11 protein-coding genes are annotated in these 16,712 nt (G+C 33.7%); 2 read left to right on the top strand and 9 right to left on the bottom strand.

Annotated elements, in window-relative coordinates:
- Positions 1 to 341 precede the first annotated feature (341 nt).
- Genes cas2 through FJR45_RS00040 form a run of 4 tightly spaced genes read right to left on the bottom strand, consistent with a single transcriptional unit; the run spans position 342 to position 6,031 of the window.
- On the bottom strand, positions 342 to 674 hold the full coding sequence (cas2, locus tag FJR45_RS00055; protein ID WP_193150798.1) for a CRISPR-associated endonuclease Cas2: 333 nt from the start codon (positions 672 to 674) through the stop codon (positions 342 to 344).
- On the bottom strand, positions 661 to 1,596 hold the full coding sequence (cas1, locus tag FJR45_RS00050) for a type II CRISPR-associated endonuclease Cas1 (protein ID WP_193150797.1): 936 nt from the start codon (positions 1,594 to 1,596) through the stop codon (positions 661 to 663). Before cas1 ends, cas2 begins: the two co-directional genes overlap by 14 nt.
- Complete coding sequence (cas9, locus tag FJR45_RS00045; RefSeq protein ID WP_193150796.1) at positions 1,596 to 4,961, bottom strand: type II CRISPR RNA-guided endonuclease Cas9; 3,366 nt, start codon at positions 4,959 to 4,961, stop codon at positions 1,596 to 1,598. The genes cas1 and cas9 overlap by 1 nt, the downstream gene beginning before the upstream one ends.
- A gap of 47 nt (positions 4,962 to 5,008) precedes the next feature.
- Positions 5,009 to 6,031: a ribonucleotide-diphosphate reductase subunit beta gene (locus tag FJR45_RS00040; protein ID WP_193150795.1), complete on the bottom strand. Its 1,023-nt coding sequence runs from the start codon at positions 6,029 to 6,031 to the stop codon at positions 5,009 to 5,011.
- Between the two features lie 75 nt (positions 6,032 to 6,106).
- Here FJR45_RS00040 and FJR45_RS00035 point away from each other — a divergent pair, with 75 nt between their 5' ends.
- Complete coding sequence (locus FJR45_RS00035) at positions 6,107 to 7,075, top strand: hydrolase (RefSeq protein ID WP_193150794.1); 969 nt, start codon at positions 6,107 to 6,109, stop codon at positions 7,073 to 7,075.
- On the opposite strand, the gene typA is transcribed toward FJR45_RS00035, so the two are convergent.
- A complete protein-coding gene (gene typA, locus FJR45_RS00030) occupies positions 7,060 to 8,862 on the bottom strand; it encodes a translational GTPase TypA (RefSeq protein WP_193150793.1) in 1,803 nt (600 codons plus the stop codon). The genes FJR45_RS00035 and typA overlap by 16 nt on opposite strands.
- Positions 8,863 to 8,990: 128 nt before the next feature.
- Here typA and FJR45_RS00025 point away from each other — a divergent pair, with 128 nt between their 5' ends.
- Positions 8,991 to 10,229, top strand: a complete 1,239-nt coding sequence (locus FJR45_RS00025; protein WP_193150792.1) for a CCA tRNA nucleotidyltransferase — start codon at positions 8,991 to 8,993, stop codon at positions 10,227 to 10,229.
- A 10-nt stretch (positions 10,230 to 10,239) separates the two neighbouring features.
- Here the strand turns inward: FJR45_RS00025 and FJR45_RS00020 are convergent, their stop codons facing one another.
- From FJR45_RS00020 to dnaA, 4 genes are all read right to left on the bottom strand, one after another.
- Entirely contained in the window at positions 10,240 to 11,634 is a 1,395-nt protein-coding gene (locus FJR45_RS00020; protein ID WP_193150791.1) for a bifunctional diguanylate cyclase/phosphodiesterase, read from the bottom strand.
- The gene (gyrB, locus tag FJR45_RS00015; RefSeq protein WP_193150790.1) at positions 11,635 to 13,953 is read right to left on the bottom strand and encodes a DNA topoisomerase (ATP-hydrolyzing) subunit B; all 2,319 of its coding nucleotides are present in this window, start codon (positions 13,951 to 13,953) and stop codon (positions 11,635 to 11,637) included.
- Positions 13,954 to 14,054: 101 nt separating this feature from the next.
- Positions 14,055 to 15,122 carry a DNA polymerase III subunit beta gene (gene dnaN, locus FJR45_RS00010; RefSeq protein ID WP_193150789.1) on the bottom strand — a complete coding sequence of 356 codons (1,068 nt, stop codon included), beginning with the start codon at positions 15,120 to 15,122 and terminating at the stop codon, positions 14,055 to 14,057.
- Between the two features lie 182 nt (positions 15,123 to 15,304).
- Complete coding sequence (gene dnaA, locus FJR45_RS00005; RefSeq protein WP_193150788.1) at positions 15,305 to 16,612, bottom strand: chromosomal replication initiator protein DnaA; 1,308 nt, start codon at positions 16,610 to 16,612, stop codon at positions 15,305 to 15,307.
- Positions 16,613 to 16,712: the final 100 nt, after the last annotated feature.

Raw genomic sequence — 16,712 nt, 5'->3', positions numbered from 1 at the left:
ATAACATATTTGTATCACACGCAAGTTTGTAGGGGTATTAAAACCTGAATCAGATGGATTATAAAGAACGCTTAATTGTATCACACGCAAGTTTGTAGGGGTATTAAAACGATGCAGACTTAAAAGAAAAATTTGATGAAATTGTATCACACGCAAGTTTGTAGGGGTATTAAAACCGATAAATATTTACAAAAAGTTGCATTTTTTACACATTTTTTGCGTTTTTTGATAATTTTAGATACAATATTTCTGTTGTATGACACACAAGTTTAATAGGGGTATTAAACTAAGGCTACCAAATGGTAGCTGACTTTAGAGCATAGCTTCGGCTATGCTCCATTTTAAAAGAGTAGCAATTGCTTTGGCTCATTCTTTTCTTCAATACTTTCCTCACCAATAATTATCTCCATACTTGAGAACTGTTTATCTGTAAACATCAGTATGCGTATGTTTCCATGCTTTATATTTCTATCTATAAAATCTTTTATACGTTTTTTTCCATACTTTGCAGAGTCAGAAGAAGCAAAAATCTTTCCGTATACAGAATATTGCAACATCATATATCCCTCTTTTTCCAATTCCTTGTGAAACCAATGGTACCGTTTTTTATCTTTTTTACTTTTTGTCGGAAGATCAAACATTATCATTAGCCACATAACTCTAAAAGAACTCATTGTAAAATTTCTCTGTATTGATTCTTGGAAAAATAAGTGTTTCTGCACTTTGCATCATCATAGATTTCTTATACTCTCGTACAAACAGGCCAATGGCTGTTATCACAGTCGAAACACCATCATTTATAATTAAATACTCTTTGTTTAAAATAGCAATCAAATCTCGTTTAATATTTGTGCTAAGATTATTGGCAGCATGATATTTTTTATTGAGTAACAATTTAACATATAAATCACATACAGGACGAAAGGGTTCCATCAAATCATCCACTAAGGCAAAGGCATTATACTTATTTTTATGCCAAATGCCAAAAACCGGTAGCATACCACTCACACTTACATCTCTTGCAATACAAGCACGTACTATTGCATAAACATAATTAAGCATCACATTGACAATATCTTCACTGCCTTGTTCACGTCTAAAAGTTTGCATATTAAAAAGTGATTTCCAATAGAGTCTTGCAGCCTGTGCTTCATCTTGATTTGCATCATACAAAGTCACTTTTTTTGCAAACTCTCGCAATTCATTAGCAGTGTCTAAAGACATAAAAGCAAGAACTTCTGCTTGATTTTTCACTTTTGATATAATGATATTTTGCCAAGATTTACTTTTAAATGTAACATCTAACGACACTTGAGCATGTGCTATTTCGCTCATCGTTGAGTGTTGATGATATGGTGTAAGAATAGCACAAGGATGATACACTTCGTCTATAAACAGTGTCGCAATATTTGACTGTGCTAAAAGTTGTAAGGTTGCCCCAGTTATAGAGAACTGTGTATTATCGAAAAGAAGAAAATCTATATCACGCAGTGTAACTTTTACTTCATTTGCGTCATCATAAAAATAGAGATGCATATTAGCATTTTGAATTTTTATCTTACATGGTCGTGTGAGATGTAAAACTTTAAAACCCATTATTGACTCACTATACTCTTTATCTCGTTCAAAATTTGACTCTCAGCATTACCTAAAATCTGATATGATTTTATATTTCCCAATATATCAAGATGTAGTTTTATAATTCCTATAGCAGAACCAATACTCTGTTGTTTTGCTCCTGAATGTTTCCCTTTTTCAATTTTACAAAATGAAGATGGTTGATATTCACTTGCAGTTGGAAATCTTGGATTTAAAAATGCACATAATTTACTACCTGAAGACTTTTTAATATAACTGACTATTTGACCACCTCTAAAGCTTCCATTCTTGTAAACAAAGAAAACAACATCATTTTTATACGCCTTAAAACTTCCGTCATTATTTTTTTGTATCTTTGCAAAATTTGCTACATCAATACGATCATATTCTAACTTTTCACCATTTTTATAGGCTCTAAAACCTATAAAAGTTTTTTCTTTTGTTGCAAGTCCGCCACGGATATTAAAACCGGGGAGATTTGTCTGATAAAACTTTACTTTACGAATAATATTTCCATTATTGTCCACTAAAGCTTTATGTATAAGTAACTCAAGTTTTGTTTTTGCTTCACTCATCTGCTCTTTATTTTTAACATCCAAAAATTCAAAATTCCAAAGCAACTCTTTAATTTCTTCAGCTCTTTGTTCTACAATCTTACAAATAATATCATGAGGGTTTGTTTTAAAACTATACATCTTTTGTAATATATCTTTATGAAATTTTTTAATAAACTCTTCTGGTGATGTCATTGGTGTGACTTTAAGCCCTATAAATTTTGCAATAATATTTTCTCTGACGGTATAAATACCATCATCTTTTTTTGCATAAATAGTATCTTTATGTACTTTTGAACTCATTGGTTTTTTTGAAACCCAAAAATTAACTGTTTTTACTTTTCCCCAAATATCCTTGTAAAAGATAGAATCCTCTCCAAAACTGTTATATTGCGATTCTATCTCCTTCACCAAATCTTTTATCTCTAAACCATCCATATAGGGCAGTGCTTTTTTGATGTTTTTACGTGCTTCATCATTAATACGTCCAAAATTTTCTCTGAAAGTATTTGAGAGTTTTTGTAACCAAGAATGATTTGTTACTCCAATTAAAATAGCATCTATTGCATGATGTATGTTTGTCTCTCTATTTTTTGTCTTTACACCCAATACTTTGCGAATATTTGAAGTTGCTCTCCCTTGTAAATGTCTTACAGCAGAGCCATCTTTTAATTTTTTTACATCTTGAAAGGGATAATAACGCTTCAAAACTTGTGCCGTCAAAGCTTCAATATAGCTTGTTGCCCGTAGAGATTTCGATTCAAATGTATCTTTATATATCTCATCAAGATTGTTGGCTAAAAGATTCTTTCTTTTTTTCCAATTAATTTTATGTTCATGAAAAAGATGCTCTACTCTGTTTTTATATGTTTCTTTATCTGCTACATAATTCATTGGCAGTTGATTGGATTTTTGAAGATTTTCATCACGATGTATTAATACAAAATTATGTTTGACACTAAGCCCACCCAAACTTCTTGGAACTATATGGTCAATATCTACATTGTTAGAAAAAATATCTGTTATTCCTATACTTTTACCACTGTAAATATCGAATCGCTCTTGCTCTTCCCACATCAATATTTTACGGGCATATTTATGAAGATTTTTTCCGTAGCTTTGCGCTATCTTTTGATACTCGGTATTTTCTACTATCTGTTGTATCTCTTTTTCAAATGCTCTGTTGGCTTTTTCTATCTCTTTTTTAGCCTTTTCATTCAAGCTCAATTCTCTTGTGCTTTCTACTTTTATCTCATCGAAAGCTCCATATTTTGCATGAAGATATTTGACAACACGTAAAGCTGCACTAACAGCATATTTGACAGGATGATTATTTATTTCTAAATCATCATCTTTTTCATAACTTGTGATATGAAGATATTTTATTCCTTTTTTATACTCAGCATAATCTTCTTGCCTTTGGAGTCCAAGCTTTTGCTTAATCTCATCTAATGTCAACCCCTCTTCAAAATAAGGAAGCAGTTGCAACATAGCAAAAGAAGAAATATTTAAAGAATTTCCTTTTTTATTACGAATCAAATCAATAATTACCTGTTCATTGCTAATTTTATTTTTTAGTTGCTCATAAATTAACTTAGGAGATTTTTCATAATGCAGCACATCAAATATCTCACGCATCAGCGCATAACTTTCATCGCTGGAAAAAATATCTTTCACAAAACTTTTATCTATTTTAGAGAGAGTATCTACAAAATGAAATTTTACTATACTGTTTTCCTGTGTTTTTCCTCTACTTAGATAGCTATCATCTTTATTAAAAATTTTTACATTATCATCTAATTTTAAAATCTTACGAATATCTTTGTATTTAATATCTTTGACACTCTTTGCATTTTTCACTTTATCTAAAAAATCTTGGGCAACAAGAGCAATCTGTTCTTTGGTAATTTTTATCTTTTCTTTGTTAAATGTAATGTTTGCAACAGCTTGATACATCTTAAAAATATCACTTAGTAAAGAATACTGATGCGCTACATAATATTCTGAATAGTATTCACATTTTCCAAACAACGACAGGTCATTTGTTGATTCTTTTTGGTCATCTATTACAGCTACAACATCATTTACAAAAGCATCACTATCCAAATTATTGTCAAACGCACCAAAAGCATCCTGAACTTTAATAATTTTTCTTATTTCATCATTTATATACTCACGGCGTATCATATAATTATAATTGTCGTGATTGCGAAATATAGGATTCTCTTTTTTGTTTTCTAACTCATAAATAATTTGCGCTACTGTTTTTTGTGAATGTTTCTCACGCAGTGCTTCAATATTTTTTAGTGCCTGTTTTATTTGCCCTCGCTCATCATCTTTTTTTGATTTGTTAGCCTCTGTTTCTATGCCTAAAGAGTCACATAACTCTTCAAGTAAATCCCCGCTGTCAAGTGACTTATACCCTCGATGTTTTGCTATATGATATAAAATAGTAAAAATTTCACCAATACTCAACTTTTTTTCAAATACTGTTTTTCCATGGAGTTCCCATTTGTTTTTATAAATATTATTTTTTTCTTGTTCTAATAATTCTTGTCTGTTTCCAAGATTATATTTTTCAAAAAGAGAAGCTAACTTTTGTTTTCGTTGTTTTCTAAGTTTATGGAGTTTTTTTGCACTCAGTGCTTGAGAATGCAGAAGTTTTTTTGAATTGCCATCTTTATCAGTTGGTTTATCAAACATGCTAACCCCATAATCTACAAGAGAATATTTGTCTGTTTCATGTTCTTGTATAACTGAGTAACCAACAGATGTAATTCCTAAATCAAGAGAGAGTATTTGTTTCATTTTTTATGTCCATTTAAAGCGAATGGACATATTTTATCATAATTTAACTAGAAGTCATCATCAAACGAAAGGCTGCCTTTTGAGTAATTTGTTACAGTGCCTTCAAAGAAGTTTGTTTTCTGGTCATTGAATTTTGCAAAGTCATCTACCCATTTGATAGGGTTGGAGACATTGTACAGCTTGTCAAAACCGACAGAGTTTAATCTGTCATCGGCAAGATACTGAATATACTGCTCAACAATCCCGTCTGTCAAACCTAAAATCTGTCCCTGCGTGATATATTTGCCCCACTCGGTCTCAAGCTTGACAGCTTCTTTAAACATCTCTATAACATCTGCTCTGAGGGCATCGGTAAAAAGGTCCGATCGCTCTTTTCTGAGTGTGTTAATAAGGTTTTGAAAAAGCACCAGGTGTGTCACTTCATCCCGCTGAATAAAACGAATCATCTGTGCCGAACCTAGCATTTTTCCCGAACGTGCCAGTGTATAGATGTAGGTAAAACCACTGTAAAAATAGATGCCTTCAAGTATCTGATTTGCAAAACATGCTTTGACAAAATTTGTATCTGTCGGATTTTTTGCCAGTTCCTGATAGACTGCGGCAATCGTATCATTTTTGTGTTTGAGCATCATATCTCTGCGCCACAGATCATATATCTCTTCCGAATTTGTAGAGATGCTGTCAACCATCACCGCATAACTTTGTGAATGCAGAGCCTCTTCAAAAGACTGACGCACCAAAATAAGATTTATCTCAGGGGCAGTCACATAAGGATTTACATTGTCTATTAAATTGTTTGTCTGTAGAGAATCCATAAAAATAAGCTGAGAAAGTGCTTTGTCATAGGCTGTTTTTTCCGCATCAGTGAGTTGTTTGTAATCATTGACATCCCGTGTCATATCAACTTCTTTTGGAAACCATGTGTTGTTGAGCATCATCTCCCACAGATTATATGCCCATTGGTATTTAATGTTGTTGAGTTCAAAAATACCTGTCGGATTTCCGCCAAAGACTTTTCTGTCATTAACATTTTCAGTTGAGTCAGGGTTATATATCTGTTTTCTGTTCATGGAATTCCCTTGTAAGTGATTATTTGAGTGTATGATTATATCCATCTGTAGATAAATTTTTGATAAGATATGGGAATGAATTTCAAACCATCTTTTTTATTAAAAAACAGACACCTGCAAACACTCTATGCCAGCCTCTTTCGAAAGGTTCTTGTCAAAAATTTTGAGATAGAAACATTCACTCTCAGTGACGGAGATTTTCTCGAATGTTACTGGAAAAAGATTGATAATCATACAAAAACGACTCCTGTTGTCATACTCTTTCACGGATTGGCAGGTTCTTATAAATCTCCCTATATTCAAGGAACAGTAAAAGAACTCAAAGAAGCGGGATTCAACAGTGTGGTTATGCATTTTAGAGGCTGTTCGGGTAAACAAAATCTCAAACCAAGATCATATCACAGTGGCGATACGCAAGATGCTTTTGAATTTATACAGGCTGTTTCAAAAAGATATCCCCGGGCAAAGATATTTGCGGTCGGATTTTCACTCGGTGCAAATATGCTCCTGAAACTTTTAGGAGAAAAAGGCTCTACATGTAAACTTACTGCCGCTGTTGCTGTATCTGCACCGATGCTTTTAGACAAATGTGCTACACACATAAATAAAGGCTTTGCAAAATTTTATCAAAAAATTTTATTAAAAGATTTAAAAAGAGATTTGGAAAAAAAATATGAATCTTTTAATATGAAACAGATTATTTCTTTGCAGCGAAATGAGATAAAAAAATTAAAAAATTTTTGGGAATTTGACAATGCCTACACAGCACCTGTTCACGGCTTTTCCTCTGCACAGGAGTATTATACAAAATCCAGCAGCAGACAATTTTTAAAACTCATATCAACGCCAACACTCATTATTCATGCAAAAGATGACCCTTTTATGCCTCCTGATATATTGCCAAAATACAATGAAATATCATCTGCTGTTGAACTGGAAGTCAGTGAATTTGGAGGTCATGTGGGGTTTGTATCAGGAAGTATTTTCCATCCGGAGTACTGGATGGAAAAAAGAGTTGTAAAGTTTTTTTATTTACGAGCGTGACGTTTTCTTTCACTCTCTGTTAAAAATTTCTTACGAATACGAATATTTTTAGGTGTTACTTCAAGAAGTTCATCATCTTCTATCCACTCTAATGCACGTTCCAGTGACATATCGCGTGGCGGTACAAGTTTAATCGCTTCATCAGCACCGCTTGAACGGACATTTGACTGTGCTTTTCCTTTAATAGGATTAACCACCAGGTCATTTGAACGAGAATGCTCACCGATAATCATACCCTCATACACTTCAGTCTGCACACCGATAAAAAGAACACCACGGTCTTGAATACCAAAAAGTGAGAAAGCCAGCGTAGAACCCGATGTCATAGAAACAAGGGCACCGTATGAACGTGACTCCACTTCACCTGAGAACGGACGGAATTCCAAGAAAGAGTGATTCATCACACCCTCACCTTTTGTATCTGTCAAAAACTGTCCACGGAAACCGATTAAGGCACGTGCCGGAATTTCAAATTCGATTCTCTGAAAACCCTGTCCCATCGGAAGCATTGATTTCATTTCCGCTTTTCTTTTTCCTAAGCGCTCAATTACCGTACCGCTTAAATCTTCAGGAACATCAATAACCAAATGCTCATACGGTTCACATTTTACACCGTTAATCTCTTTAGTGATAACTTCCGGGCGTGAAATCGAAAATTCAAAATCTTCACGGCGCATATTTTCGGCAAGTACCGTGATTTGTAACTCACCGCGACCGGAAACTTTAAATTTACCTTCACCAACAACCTCAAGACGCATAGCAACATTGGTATTCATCTCAAATTCAAGTCTTTCACGAAGCTTGTTTGATGTTACGTGTTTCCCCTCTTTACCTGCCAAAGGAGAATCATTTACTGCAAATACAACCGTAAGTGTTGGCTCTTCCACATGCATAGGGTCAAGTGCAACAGGATTGACAGGGTCTGCTATAGTGTCTCCCACATCAACAGTTTCCATTCCTGCAAATGCAACAATATCTCCGGCTTCAGCTTCATCTATTTCCATACGGTTGAGTCCGTGAAAACCGATAAGTTTGGATATCTTTCCTTTGACCATTTCCCCGTCAGCTTTTGCAAGCATAACATTGTCACCTTTGTGAACAGTACCGTTAAAGATACGACTGATACCGATTTTACCGACATAGTTGTCATAATCAAGTGTAAATACCTGTGCCTGGAGAGGATTTTGTGCATCCCCTTCAGGTTCAGGAATTTTATTGATGATTGTTTCAAAAATACACTCAAAATCTCCATCAGGATCATCCATATCCATTTTTGCCATCCCGTCACGAGCCGCTGCATAAATAATAGGAAAATCCTGCTGTTCGTCTGTTGCACCCATATCTGCAAAAAGGTCAAACATCTCATCTACAACACGCTCAGGATCAGCAGAAGGTTTGTCAATTTTATTGATAACAACAATTGGCATTTTACCGAGTGCCAACATTTTTTTCACAACAAATTTTGTTTGAGGCATAACACCTTCATAGGCATCAACAAGCACCAAAACACCATCAACCATTTTAAGAACACGTTCAACTTCCCCACCAAAATCGGCGTGGCCCGGAGTATCTATAATATTGATTTTATAATCTTTATAACGAATAGCTGTATTTTTTGAAAGAATCGTAATACCACGCTCTTTTTCGATGTCATTACTATCCATCGCTCTTTCATCATGTTGTTCGTGAGAACCGAATGTACCGGATTGCTCCAAGAGCCCATCAACCAGTGTAGTTTTACCGTGGTCAACGTGAGCGATAACGGCAATATTTCTAATTTTTTGCATTAGGGGTTTCCTTTATTTGGAAAATTTGCTGAAGAAAATTCTGCATTTCAGACTACTTTCAGCTATTTTTCGCGAATTATACCCAAATAATTATTATATCCTTGTAAAATTAGTGATATACTTAGAGTATGATTACCTATCCAAAGAGTCTCGATACTATTTTTCACAAATTATACAGACACAATATACTCCCTGTCATTGTAGGCGGTTATATTCGCGATGCGCTTTTGGGAATTCCTTCAAATGATATTGATATCGAACTCTACGGCGTCAGTTCTCTTGATAAAGTGGAAGAAATTTTGCAGGAATTTGGAAATGTGAACAGTGTAGGAAAGAGTTTTGGTGTATGCAAGATGGACTATAAAAATTTGGATTTGGATTTTTCTCTGCCAAGAGAAGATAACAAAATTGCTTCGGGACATCAGGGTTTTACAATCAAAATTGATAAAAATCTGGATTTTAAAACAGCTGCACTCAGAAGAGATTTTACCATCAATGCCATAGGCTATGATGTTGTCAGTAAAAAAATGTTGGATCCTTATCACGGCAGAGAAGATTTAGATAAAAAAATATTACGTTCTGTGGATAAACAAAAATTTAAAGAGGATCCTTTGCGGGTTCTTCGTGCCGTTGTCTTTGCATCCCGCTTCCATATGAAGCTTGATAAAACTCTTATGTTTACATGTAAAGAGATGATAAAAGAAAAACTTCTTGAAGAGCTTCCAAAAGAAAGAGTTTTTCAAGAATTACAAAAGCTTCTTCTAAAATCAGACAAACCGTCTCTTGGATTTAATCTTCTTAAAAACTTAGGAGCATTTTCATTTTTTAAAGAACTTGCATTTCTAAATACACAAGAGTATAAAGAAGTTTTCAACTCTTTGGACATGTTAAAACAGCTGCCAATAACAAATGATAAAGAGTTTGTTATACTTGCTTTGGCTGTTATAACATCAAAGTTTTCGACCATACAGACACAGACATTTTTACAGAGAGTCACAAATGAAAAAAAATTAATTGAAAAAGTTTTACAGCTTCATACAATTGATTTTGATTTAGACAATTTTAATGATTATGATATATACAAACTTGCCCAAAAAACAGATATTGCATTTTATGCACACTACTTACATGTAACGCAGAAGAAAAAAAAAGATACAGAGTACTTACTCAAAAAAGCAAAAAAACTCAATGTACTTCATAAACCAATCTCTCCTTTAATCAGGGGAAAAGATTTAATTGAACTCGGTCTACAGCCATCAAAAGAGTTTTCAAAAATACTCCAATCAGTATATCAGGCACAAATCCAAAATATTTTTAACACTAAATCTGATGCTCTCATCTGGCTCAAAAAAAATCTACTTTCCTAAAATATTTATTTTAGTTTAGAACAGTTTCAATTTCTGAGAGATATTTTCCTTCGAGATAATCAATTTTCATCTCTTTGGCAACAGTGTAAACCTCTTTGTCTTCTATGTTTTTTATCCAGGTTTTTACACCTTTTTCATGAGCCATAACAATAAAACCATCAATTATATTCCGATTGTGAACTAATTTTTCTTTATTTGAATAATAGGTGTCAAATCGGACTACATCAATATTTAATTCTCTTAAATATAAAAAACTTGTATGCAGTGAACCTAATCTGTCTATGGCTATAAGGACACCCAAAGCTTTTAATGATTTTATTATACTATTATATCTGCTTATATAAGAATAATACTGCATTTCACTTAAAACAAACATTATTTTTTTGTCAGAACATTCTTTTAAAAGTTCTTTTGTTTTTGAAAGAAACTTGTCATTTCTCAGTGATGTAGGTAAAACATTGATTGCATAAATATTTTCTCTGTATTGGCAGTTCTTTAAAATTTCTTCTAAAACCATCAAATCAAAACTCACACCGAGTCCCAGTTTGTTAATAACTTTCAAGTATGTTTTAGGATGAATTATTTTTCTGTTTTGTCCTTTGAGTTTTATATAACATTCTCTAAAGACTACATTGTTTTTATTGTCATAAACTGCCTGTGACATAATAAGAAGATTTTTATTTTCAATAGCATCAATGACCAATAATTCCAATTCATTTGGATTAATACTCTCTTCTTCTTTGTATTTCATATTTTTGTTTTTGTTTTGAAGATCAAAAAGGTTTTCTATGAGGTAATTTAAATCTTTTGAATAACTCGTATCTGTAATAGCTCCTGATATTTTTATTTCTATATCATCCACATTCAAATCATTCGATTTTAGACATATAAGTTCCAGCAAAGTGCTGTATTTGTCTTTTGCCCCATCAAGTCCTATGATAAAATCACCGCCTTTAATGTGACCAATAGGAAAATTTTCAATCCCCTCTTTTTTTAAATACTCTGTTATCCAATCAACAACATACTTTAAAACTTTATCTCCGTTTTTTAATCCGTAAAGAGAATTTATATCGTTTAAATTATCTATACTTATAAGAATCAGAGTATATTCTTTTTTCTGTTTTATCTCTTTTTGCAAAAACTGGTATAAATATTCCCTGCTGAATGTTTTTGTAACACTGTCTGTTATTTTTACATCAAATCCTTTGTATATAAGAAAAAAAATAAAGTAGATACTGACAAGTAAAAGTAAAACAGCTTCTATATAAAATGATATTTCAAGTGTAGTATAATTGCTGATAAGTGTATGAAAAATGAAAGCAAGTATAAGAGCAAAGATAGGTAAAGCCATTCTAAGTGCAAGCTTAAAACGGTATTCCCTCTCTTTTGTTTGGGACAATAACATTTATACGTCTAAATGCTTCACATCTTTTGCATGTGTTTCGATATAGTTACGACGAGGTTCAACTTCGTCACCCATAAACAATGTAAATGCATCTGATGCAACGGCTGCATCTTCTATGGAAATTTGTAAAAGCACACGGTTTTCAGGTGTCATTGTTGTTTCCCATAACTGATCAGGATTCATTTCACCCAGACCTTTGTAGCGTTGGATATAGGCACCCTTTCTTGCATAGTCTTTAATCTCTTCAAGTACTTCTATGATATCTTTGTCAAAATGAATATCCCATTCTGTTATTTTTTTGTAAACAAAACTTGCTTCATTAAAATGCGGAGCAGAAAAGAGATCATCATTTATCAGTAACTCTTCCATTCCCGTTTCTGTCTGAACAAAAAGATGAATTTCATTTGTTTCTTCATTGATGGTATAGGTTAAAATATTGTTATTTATTGAACTTAAAAATTTCTCTATTTCAACAAACATCTCTTTTGCAGGCAAAGCAATTAGGTCAGGATTTTCAATAAAATGACGGATAAGTTTTACAAGTGCATAACGACGATTGAGGGCTTCAAGCGAAGAAGCATAATGATCAACCATTTTAAAATAGGCTATTAAATCATTATTTCCTACTCCGTCTACTTCCAAAGATTCTATACCGTTGCTGATAAGATATTCATTCATAGCGGCATCATCTTTGAAATAGATCTCTTTTTTGCCTTTTTTGTAACGATAGAGTGGTGGTTGCGCAAGGTACAAATAGCCTTTATCAATAATATCACGAAAATATCTGAAAAAGAAAGTTAGCAGAAGTGTTTGAATATGAGAACCGTCAACATCAGCATCCGTCATGATGATAATTTTATGGTAACGGAGTTTTTCTTCTTTGTACTCTTCCCCGATTCCACAACCCATAGCTGTTATCATGTTTGTAATTTCATCTGATTTTAAAATCTTTTCAAGCCGTGCTTTTTCAACATTTAAAATCTTACCTTTAAGTGGTAAAATTGCCTGAAAAACACGGTCACGTCCCATTTTTGCAGAACCGCCTGCAGAATCTCCTTCCACCAGGTAGAGTTCACAGATACTCGCATCTTTGCTTTGACAATCAGCCAACTTTCCCGGAAGCGTGCCAACACTCATAGAATCTTTTCTACGTGTTAATTCTCTTGCTTTTTTAGCCGCTTCACGACCGCGTGCCGCCATTAGAGCTTTGCTGACAATTGCTTTGGCCTCTATAGGATTTTCTTCAAAATATTTGTTGAGAGCTTCACCTGTTGCTTTTTGAATAAGCGGACGTACATAGGTATTTCCGAGTTTTCCTTTTGTCTGTCCTTCAAACTGAGGTTCCGGAACACGGACAGAAACAATTGTAATCAGTCCTTCTTTTACATCATCTCCGGAAATTTTGACATCTTTTTCTTTTGCGGCACCGTTTTTGGCATTATAGTTTGATATAACACGCGTAAGTCCTGCACGAAAACCTGCTTCATGTGTTCCCCCGTTTGGCGTGCGAATATTATTGACGAATGAGGCAAGTTTTTCTTCATAGGAGTCATTATACATCAGGGCAATGTCAAACTCTATATCTTCGGCTTTTCCGCTGAAACTGTAGACATTGGCAACAATTTCTTTTTTATTCATATCAGTTACATACTGGGCTATACCGCCTTCAAAATGATAGACTTCTTTTGTACCGTTTCTTTCATCATTGAATTTTATAGTGATAAAAGGATTGAGATAGGCAAGTTCTTTAAATCTTTTTGCCAGATATTCGTATTCGAAGGTTATTGTTTCTGTAAAGATGCTTGGATCTGCTGCAAATTCAATAGTTGTACCGGTTTTGCGGGTTGTTCCGGTAACTTCAAGAGGTCCTTGGGGAATCCCCATTTTAAAATCCTGTTCATGAATTTTCCCGTCACGGTAGATTGTCATATGCAAATCAGAAGAGAGTGCATTTACAACAGAAACACCGACTCCGTGCAGTCCTCCGGAAACTTTGTAGGTATCTTTGTCAAATTTACCACCGGCATGCAGTACTGTTAAAACAACAGTAGCGGCACTCATATTTTCGGTAGGGTGCATCTCTGTCGGAATTCCACGACCGTTGTCACTGACTTTACATGTACCGTTTTTTGTGAGTGTTACTGTTATAGTGTCACAATACCCTGCCATCGCTTCATCAATAGAGTTATCAATAACTTCATAGACCAAGTGATGCAGACCGCGATGTCCGGTATCTCCGATATACATACCGGGACGTTTACGAACAGCTTCCAAGCCTTTAAGAACTTTAATATTACTAGCGCCATATTCTTGTTGCATTTAATACTCCATTGCCATTTTTGGCATAATTGAAGACATTTTATCTAAAATAATCTTATGATAAGTTTTATAGCTATGGGGAGAGAGGAAGAACCTACAGTTTAGATAACTATAGGCATGACCACTGTTATGAAGTTTTCATCTTTTAAGACGAAAGGCAAGTTTCCTTCATTGAGTCCGATTGTAAATTCTGAAGAGTTTATAGAATTTAAAAAATCAAGTAGATATTTTGAATTGATTGCTATTGAAAAAGGTTCATCAAAGCCTGTGTTGTAACTAATTTCTGTTTTTGCTTCGATGTTGTCTTCGCTCAAACTTTCAAAACTGATGGTATCATTGAAAAAAGTGAGTTTTACATCTGTAGATATGGTTGTAATCTGTTTGATAGAATTAATCATAATGGCTTTAGGCAAAACCAAATTGTAGTTTGTTTCTTTGGGAATGATTCTTGAATATTCAGGGAATTTTCCGTTAATGAGTTTTGTAAAAAAAGTATATTGTTCTGAATGGATGATAAGATTTGTTTCGTCATAATAGAGTTCGATATTGTCAAAAAAGAGTTTTTGTATTTCAACAATTGCTTTTTTAGGAATTATGATGGACAATTCGTTCTCACTTTGGTTGTTAAGAGTAACAACTGCCAATCTTCGTGTATCTGTGGCTGCAAAGTTTATAGAATCTTTTTTTATATCTATTAAAGCACCGTTAAGTTCAAATTTCGGATTGTTGGTATCTATAGCAGGCGTTATTTTTTTTAAAGATTCAATGAGAGTGTGTGATTCGATGGAAATTCTTGGTTTTCCTTCATAAGAAGGAAATTCCGGAAACTCATTATACGAAAAAGTAGGCAGTTTGAAATTAGAGTGTCCCTGTGATATAAGAAGAGTGTCATTTTTTACTTCCAAATTAATATCATCATCTTTCAATATTCTGACAATATCGAGAAATTTTTTACCGTTAGCGGTAATACTGCCTTCATCTTCAATTTTTAGATTATCAGTTGATACTAAAAAACCTATTTCATAATCAGTTGCCTTCAGTGTTAATTTTGAGCCGGAAACATTCATATAGACATGTGAAGTTATCTGTGATGTATCTTTTTTTTCCAAAAAAGGTGCAGCATGAATGAGTATATTTTCCAATATAGATTTTGAGACGGTAATTTTCATTTTTTAAATCCCTATATATTTATATAATTTTAGTAAGTAGTAGTAGTATGGAGTGAATATGTGACAAATCAACTCAAACACCCACAGGCTTACTTTTTGAGATGTGAATACAGCTTAAGGCTTCTTTCACATCTATTCACTTTTACAATTATATCTTTTTTTTTAATGCTTTTAAAATAAAATCAGGAGATAGATGTTATTTTGTTTGTAAGTTCATCAATTTTTACTTTAAAATCTTCATCATCTTTAAGCAGATTGTTGATTTTCTTGATGGTATGACTGATGGCGGTATGGTCTTTCATGCCAAAATACTGGGCAAGTTGAGGCATTGTGTTTTGTGTGAGTTCCCGACAGATATATATGGCAATTCTACGTGCATACACAATATTTTTGCTTCTGCCTTTTGAACGGATTTCACTCGGTTTTATGTTGAGATCTTTGGCTACAACTTCGGTAATGGTTTCCATTGTAAGGTTTGCTCTGTTCTCGTTCATCTGGTCTTTGAGTACATTTTTTGTAAAATCCAGATCAATATCAACATGCATCAGCTGTGAATAGGCATGGAGTTTGGAAAGTATTCCCTCAATTTCTCTTACATTGCTGTCGATGACGGTTGCTATGTAGTTGACTATGTCTTCGGAGAGTTTTACTTTGTTGATTTCACATTTTTTCTTGATGATGGCTATTTTTGTTTCTAATTCCGGTGGTTGTATGTCAGCCACAAGCCCCCATTCAAACCGGCTTTGCAGACGGGCTTCAAGACCTCCGATTTTTTTGGGATGTTTGTCAGCTGTGAGAATAATCTGCTTTCCGGCACCTTTTAATGCTTCAAAAGTGTGAAAAAACTCCTCCTGGATTCCCTCTTTGTTACTTAAAAACTGTATATCATCTATAAGCAGTACATCACATTTACGGTATTTTTCCTGAAAACGCTCCATTGTTTTGTTCCGTACATGTCGGATAAAATCATTTAAAAACTGTTCAACTGTTGTATATATGACAACTTTGCCTTCATTTTGAAAAACATTGCCGGCTGCCTGCATTAGGTGAGTTTTACCTAGTCCTACCCCACCGTAAATAAACAAAGGATTATAAACTTTTCCTGCATTTTCACTGACACTTTTTACAGCAGCATAAGCAAACTGGTTGGATCCTCCGACCATAAAGTTGTCAAAAGAGTGTGAAGGATTTAGCAAAGAGCTGCTTTGTTTTACTTCTACGGCTTTTTTTGTCTTTCTTTTTTCTATACTGTTTTTAAGTGTTATTTCTACATTTACTTTGGAACCGTTTTTTACTTCAAAAAGGTGGGCTATCTTTTCTCTGTATTTATTTTTAATCCAGTTGACAACCAACGCATTAGGTGCGTAAAATATAGCCAAATCAGCAGTAGATTTTTTTATATCGTAAGAGAGATGTCTTATATATCTGTTATATTCGAGTTCGCTTATTTCATCTTTGAGTGCCTGTAATACTTCTTGACCTATATTCACATAAAACCTTGTTTCTTTTTTTATATGTGAATAATACTTTTTTTATCCATAAAACAGGGTTAAACAGATGTGAATAGCTCAAATTCTCTTATGTGAATAT

The organism is Sulfurimonas sediminis (genome assembly GCF_014905115.1).
In the GTDB taxonomy this organism is placed as follows: domain Bacteria; phylum Campylobacterota; class Campylobacteria; order Campylobacterales; family Sulfurimonadaceae; genus Sulfurimonas; species Sulfurimonas sediminis.
The sequence above is the reverse complement of the archived record's forward strand: the minus strand, read 5'-3'. Positions and strand labels throughout refer to the sequence as shown.

Bases quoted from the DNA above. Each gene is read 5' to 3' on its own strand.
- gyrB (WP_193150790.1), bottom strand. From the start codon at position 13,953: ATGCAACAAGAATATGGCGCTAGTAATATTAAAGTTCTTAAAGGCTTG.
- typA (WP_193150793.1), bottom strand. From the start codon at position 8,862: ATGCAAAAAATTAGAAATATTGCCGTTATCGCTCACGTTGACCACGGT.
- cas1 (WP_193150797.1), bottom strand. From the start codon at position 1,596: ATGGGTTTTAAAGTTTTACATCTCACACGACCATGTAAGATAAAAATT.
- FJR45_RS00035 (WP_193150794.1), top strand. From the start codon at position 6,107: ATGAATTTCAAACCATCTTTTTTATTAAAAAACAGACACCTGCAAACA.
- cas9 (WP_193150796.1), bottom strand. From the start codon at position 4,961: ATGAAACAAATACTCTCTCTTGATTTAGGAATTACATCTGTTGGTTAC.
- FJR45_RS00040 (WP_193150795.1), bottom strand. From the start codon at position 6,031: ATGAACAGAAAACAGATATATAACCCTGACTCAACTGAAAATGTTAAT.
- cas2 (WP_193150798.1), bottom strand. From the start codon at position 674: ATGAGTTCTTTTAGAGTTATGTGGCTAATGATAATGTTTGATCTTCCG.
- FJR45_RS00020 (WP_193150791.1), bottom strand. From the start codon at position 11,634: ATGTTATTGTCCCAAACAAAAGAGAGGGAATACCGTTTTAAGCTTGCA.
- FJR45_RS00025 (WP_193150792.1), top strand. From the start codon at position 8,991: ATGATTACCTATCCAAAGAGTCTCGATACTATTTTTCACAAATTATAC.
- dnaN (WP_193150789.1), bottom strand. From the start codon at position 15,122: ATGAAAATTACCGTCTCAAAATCTATATTGGAAAATATACTCATTCAT.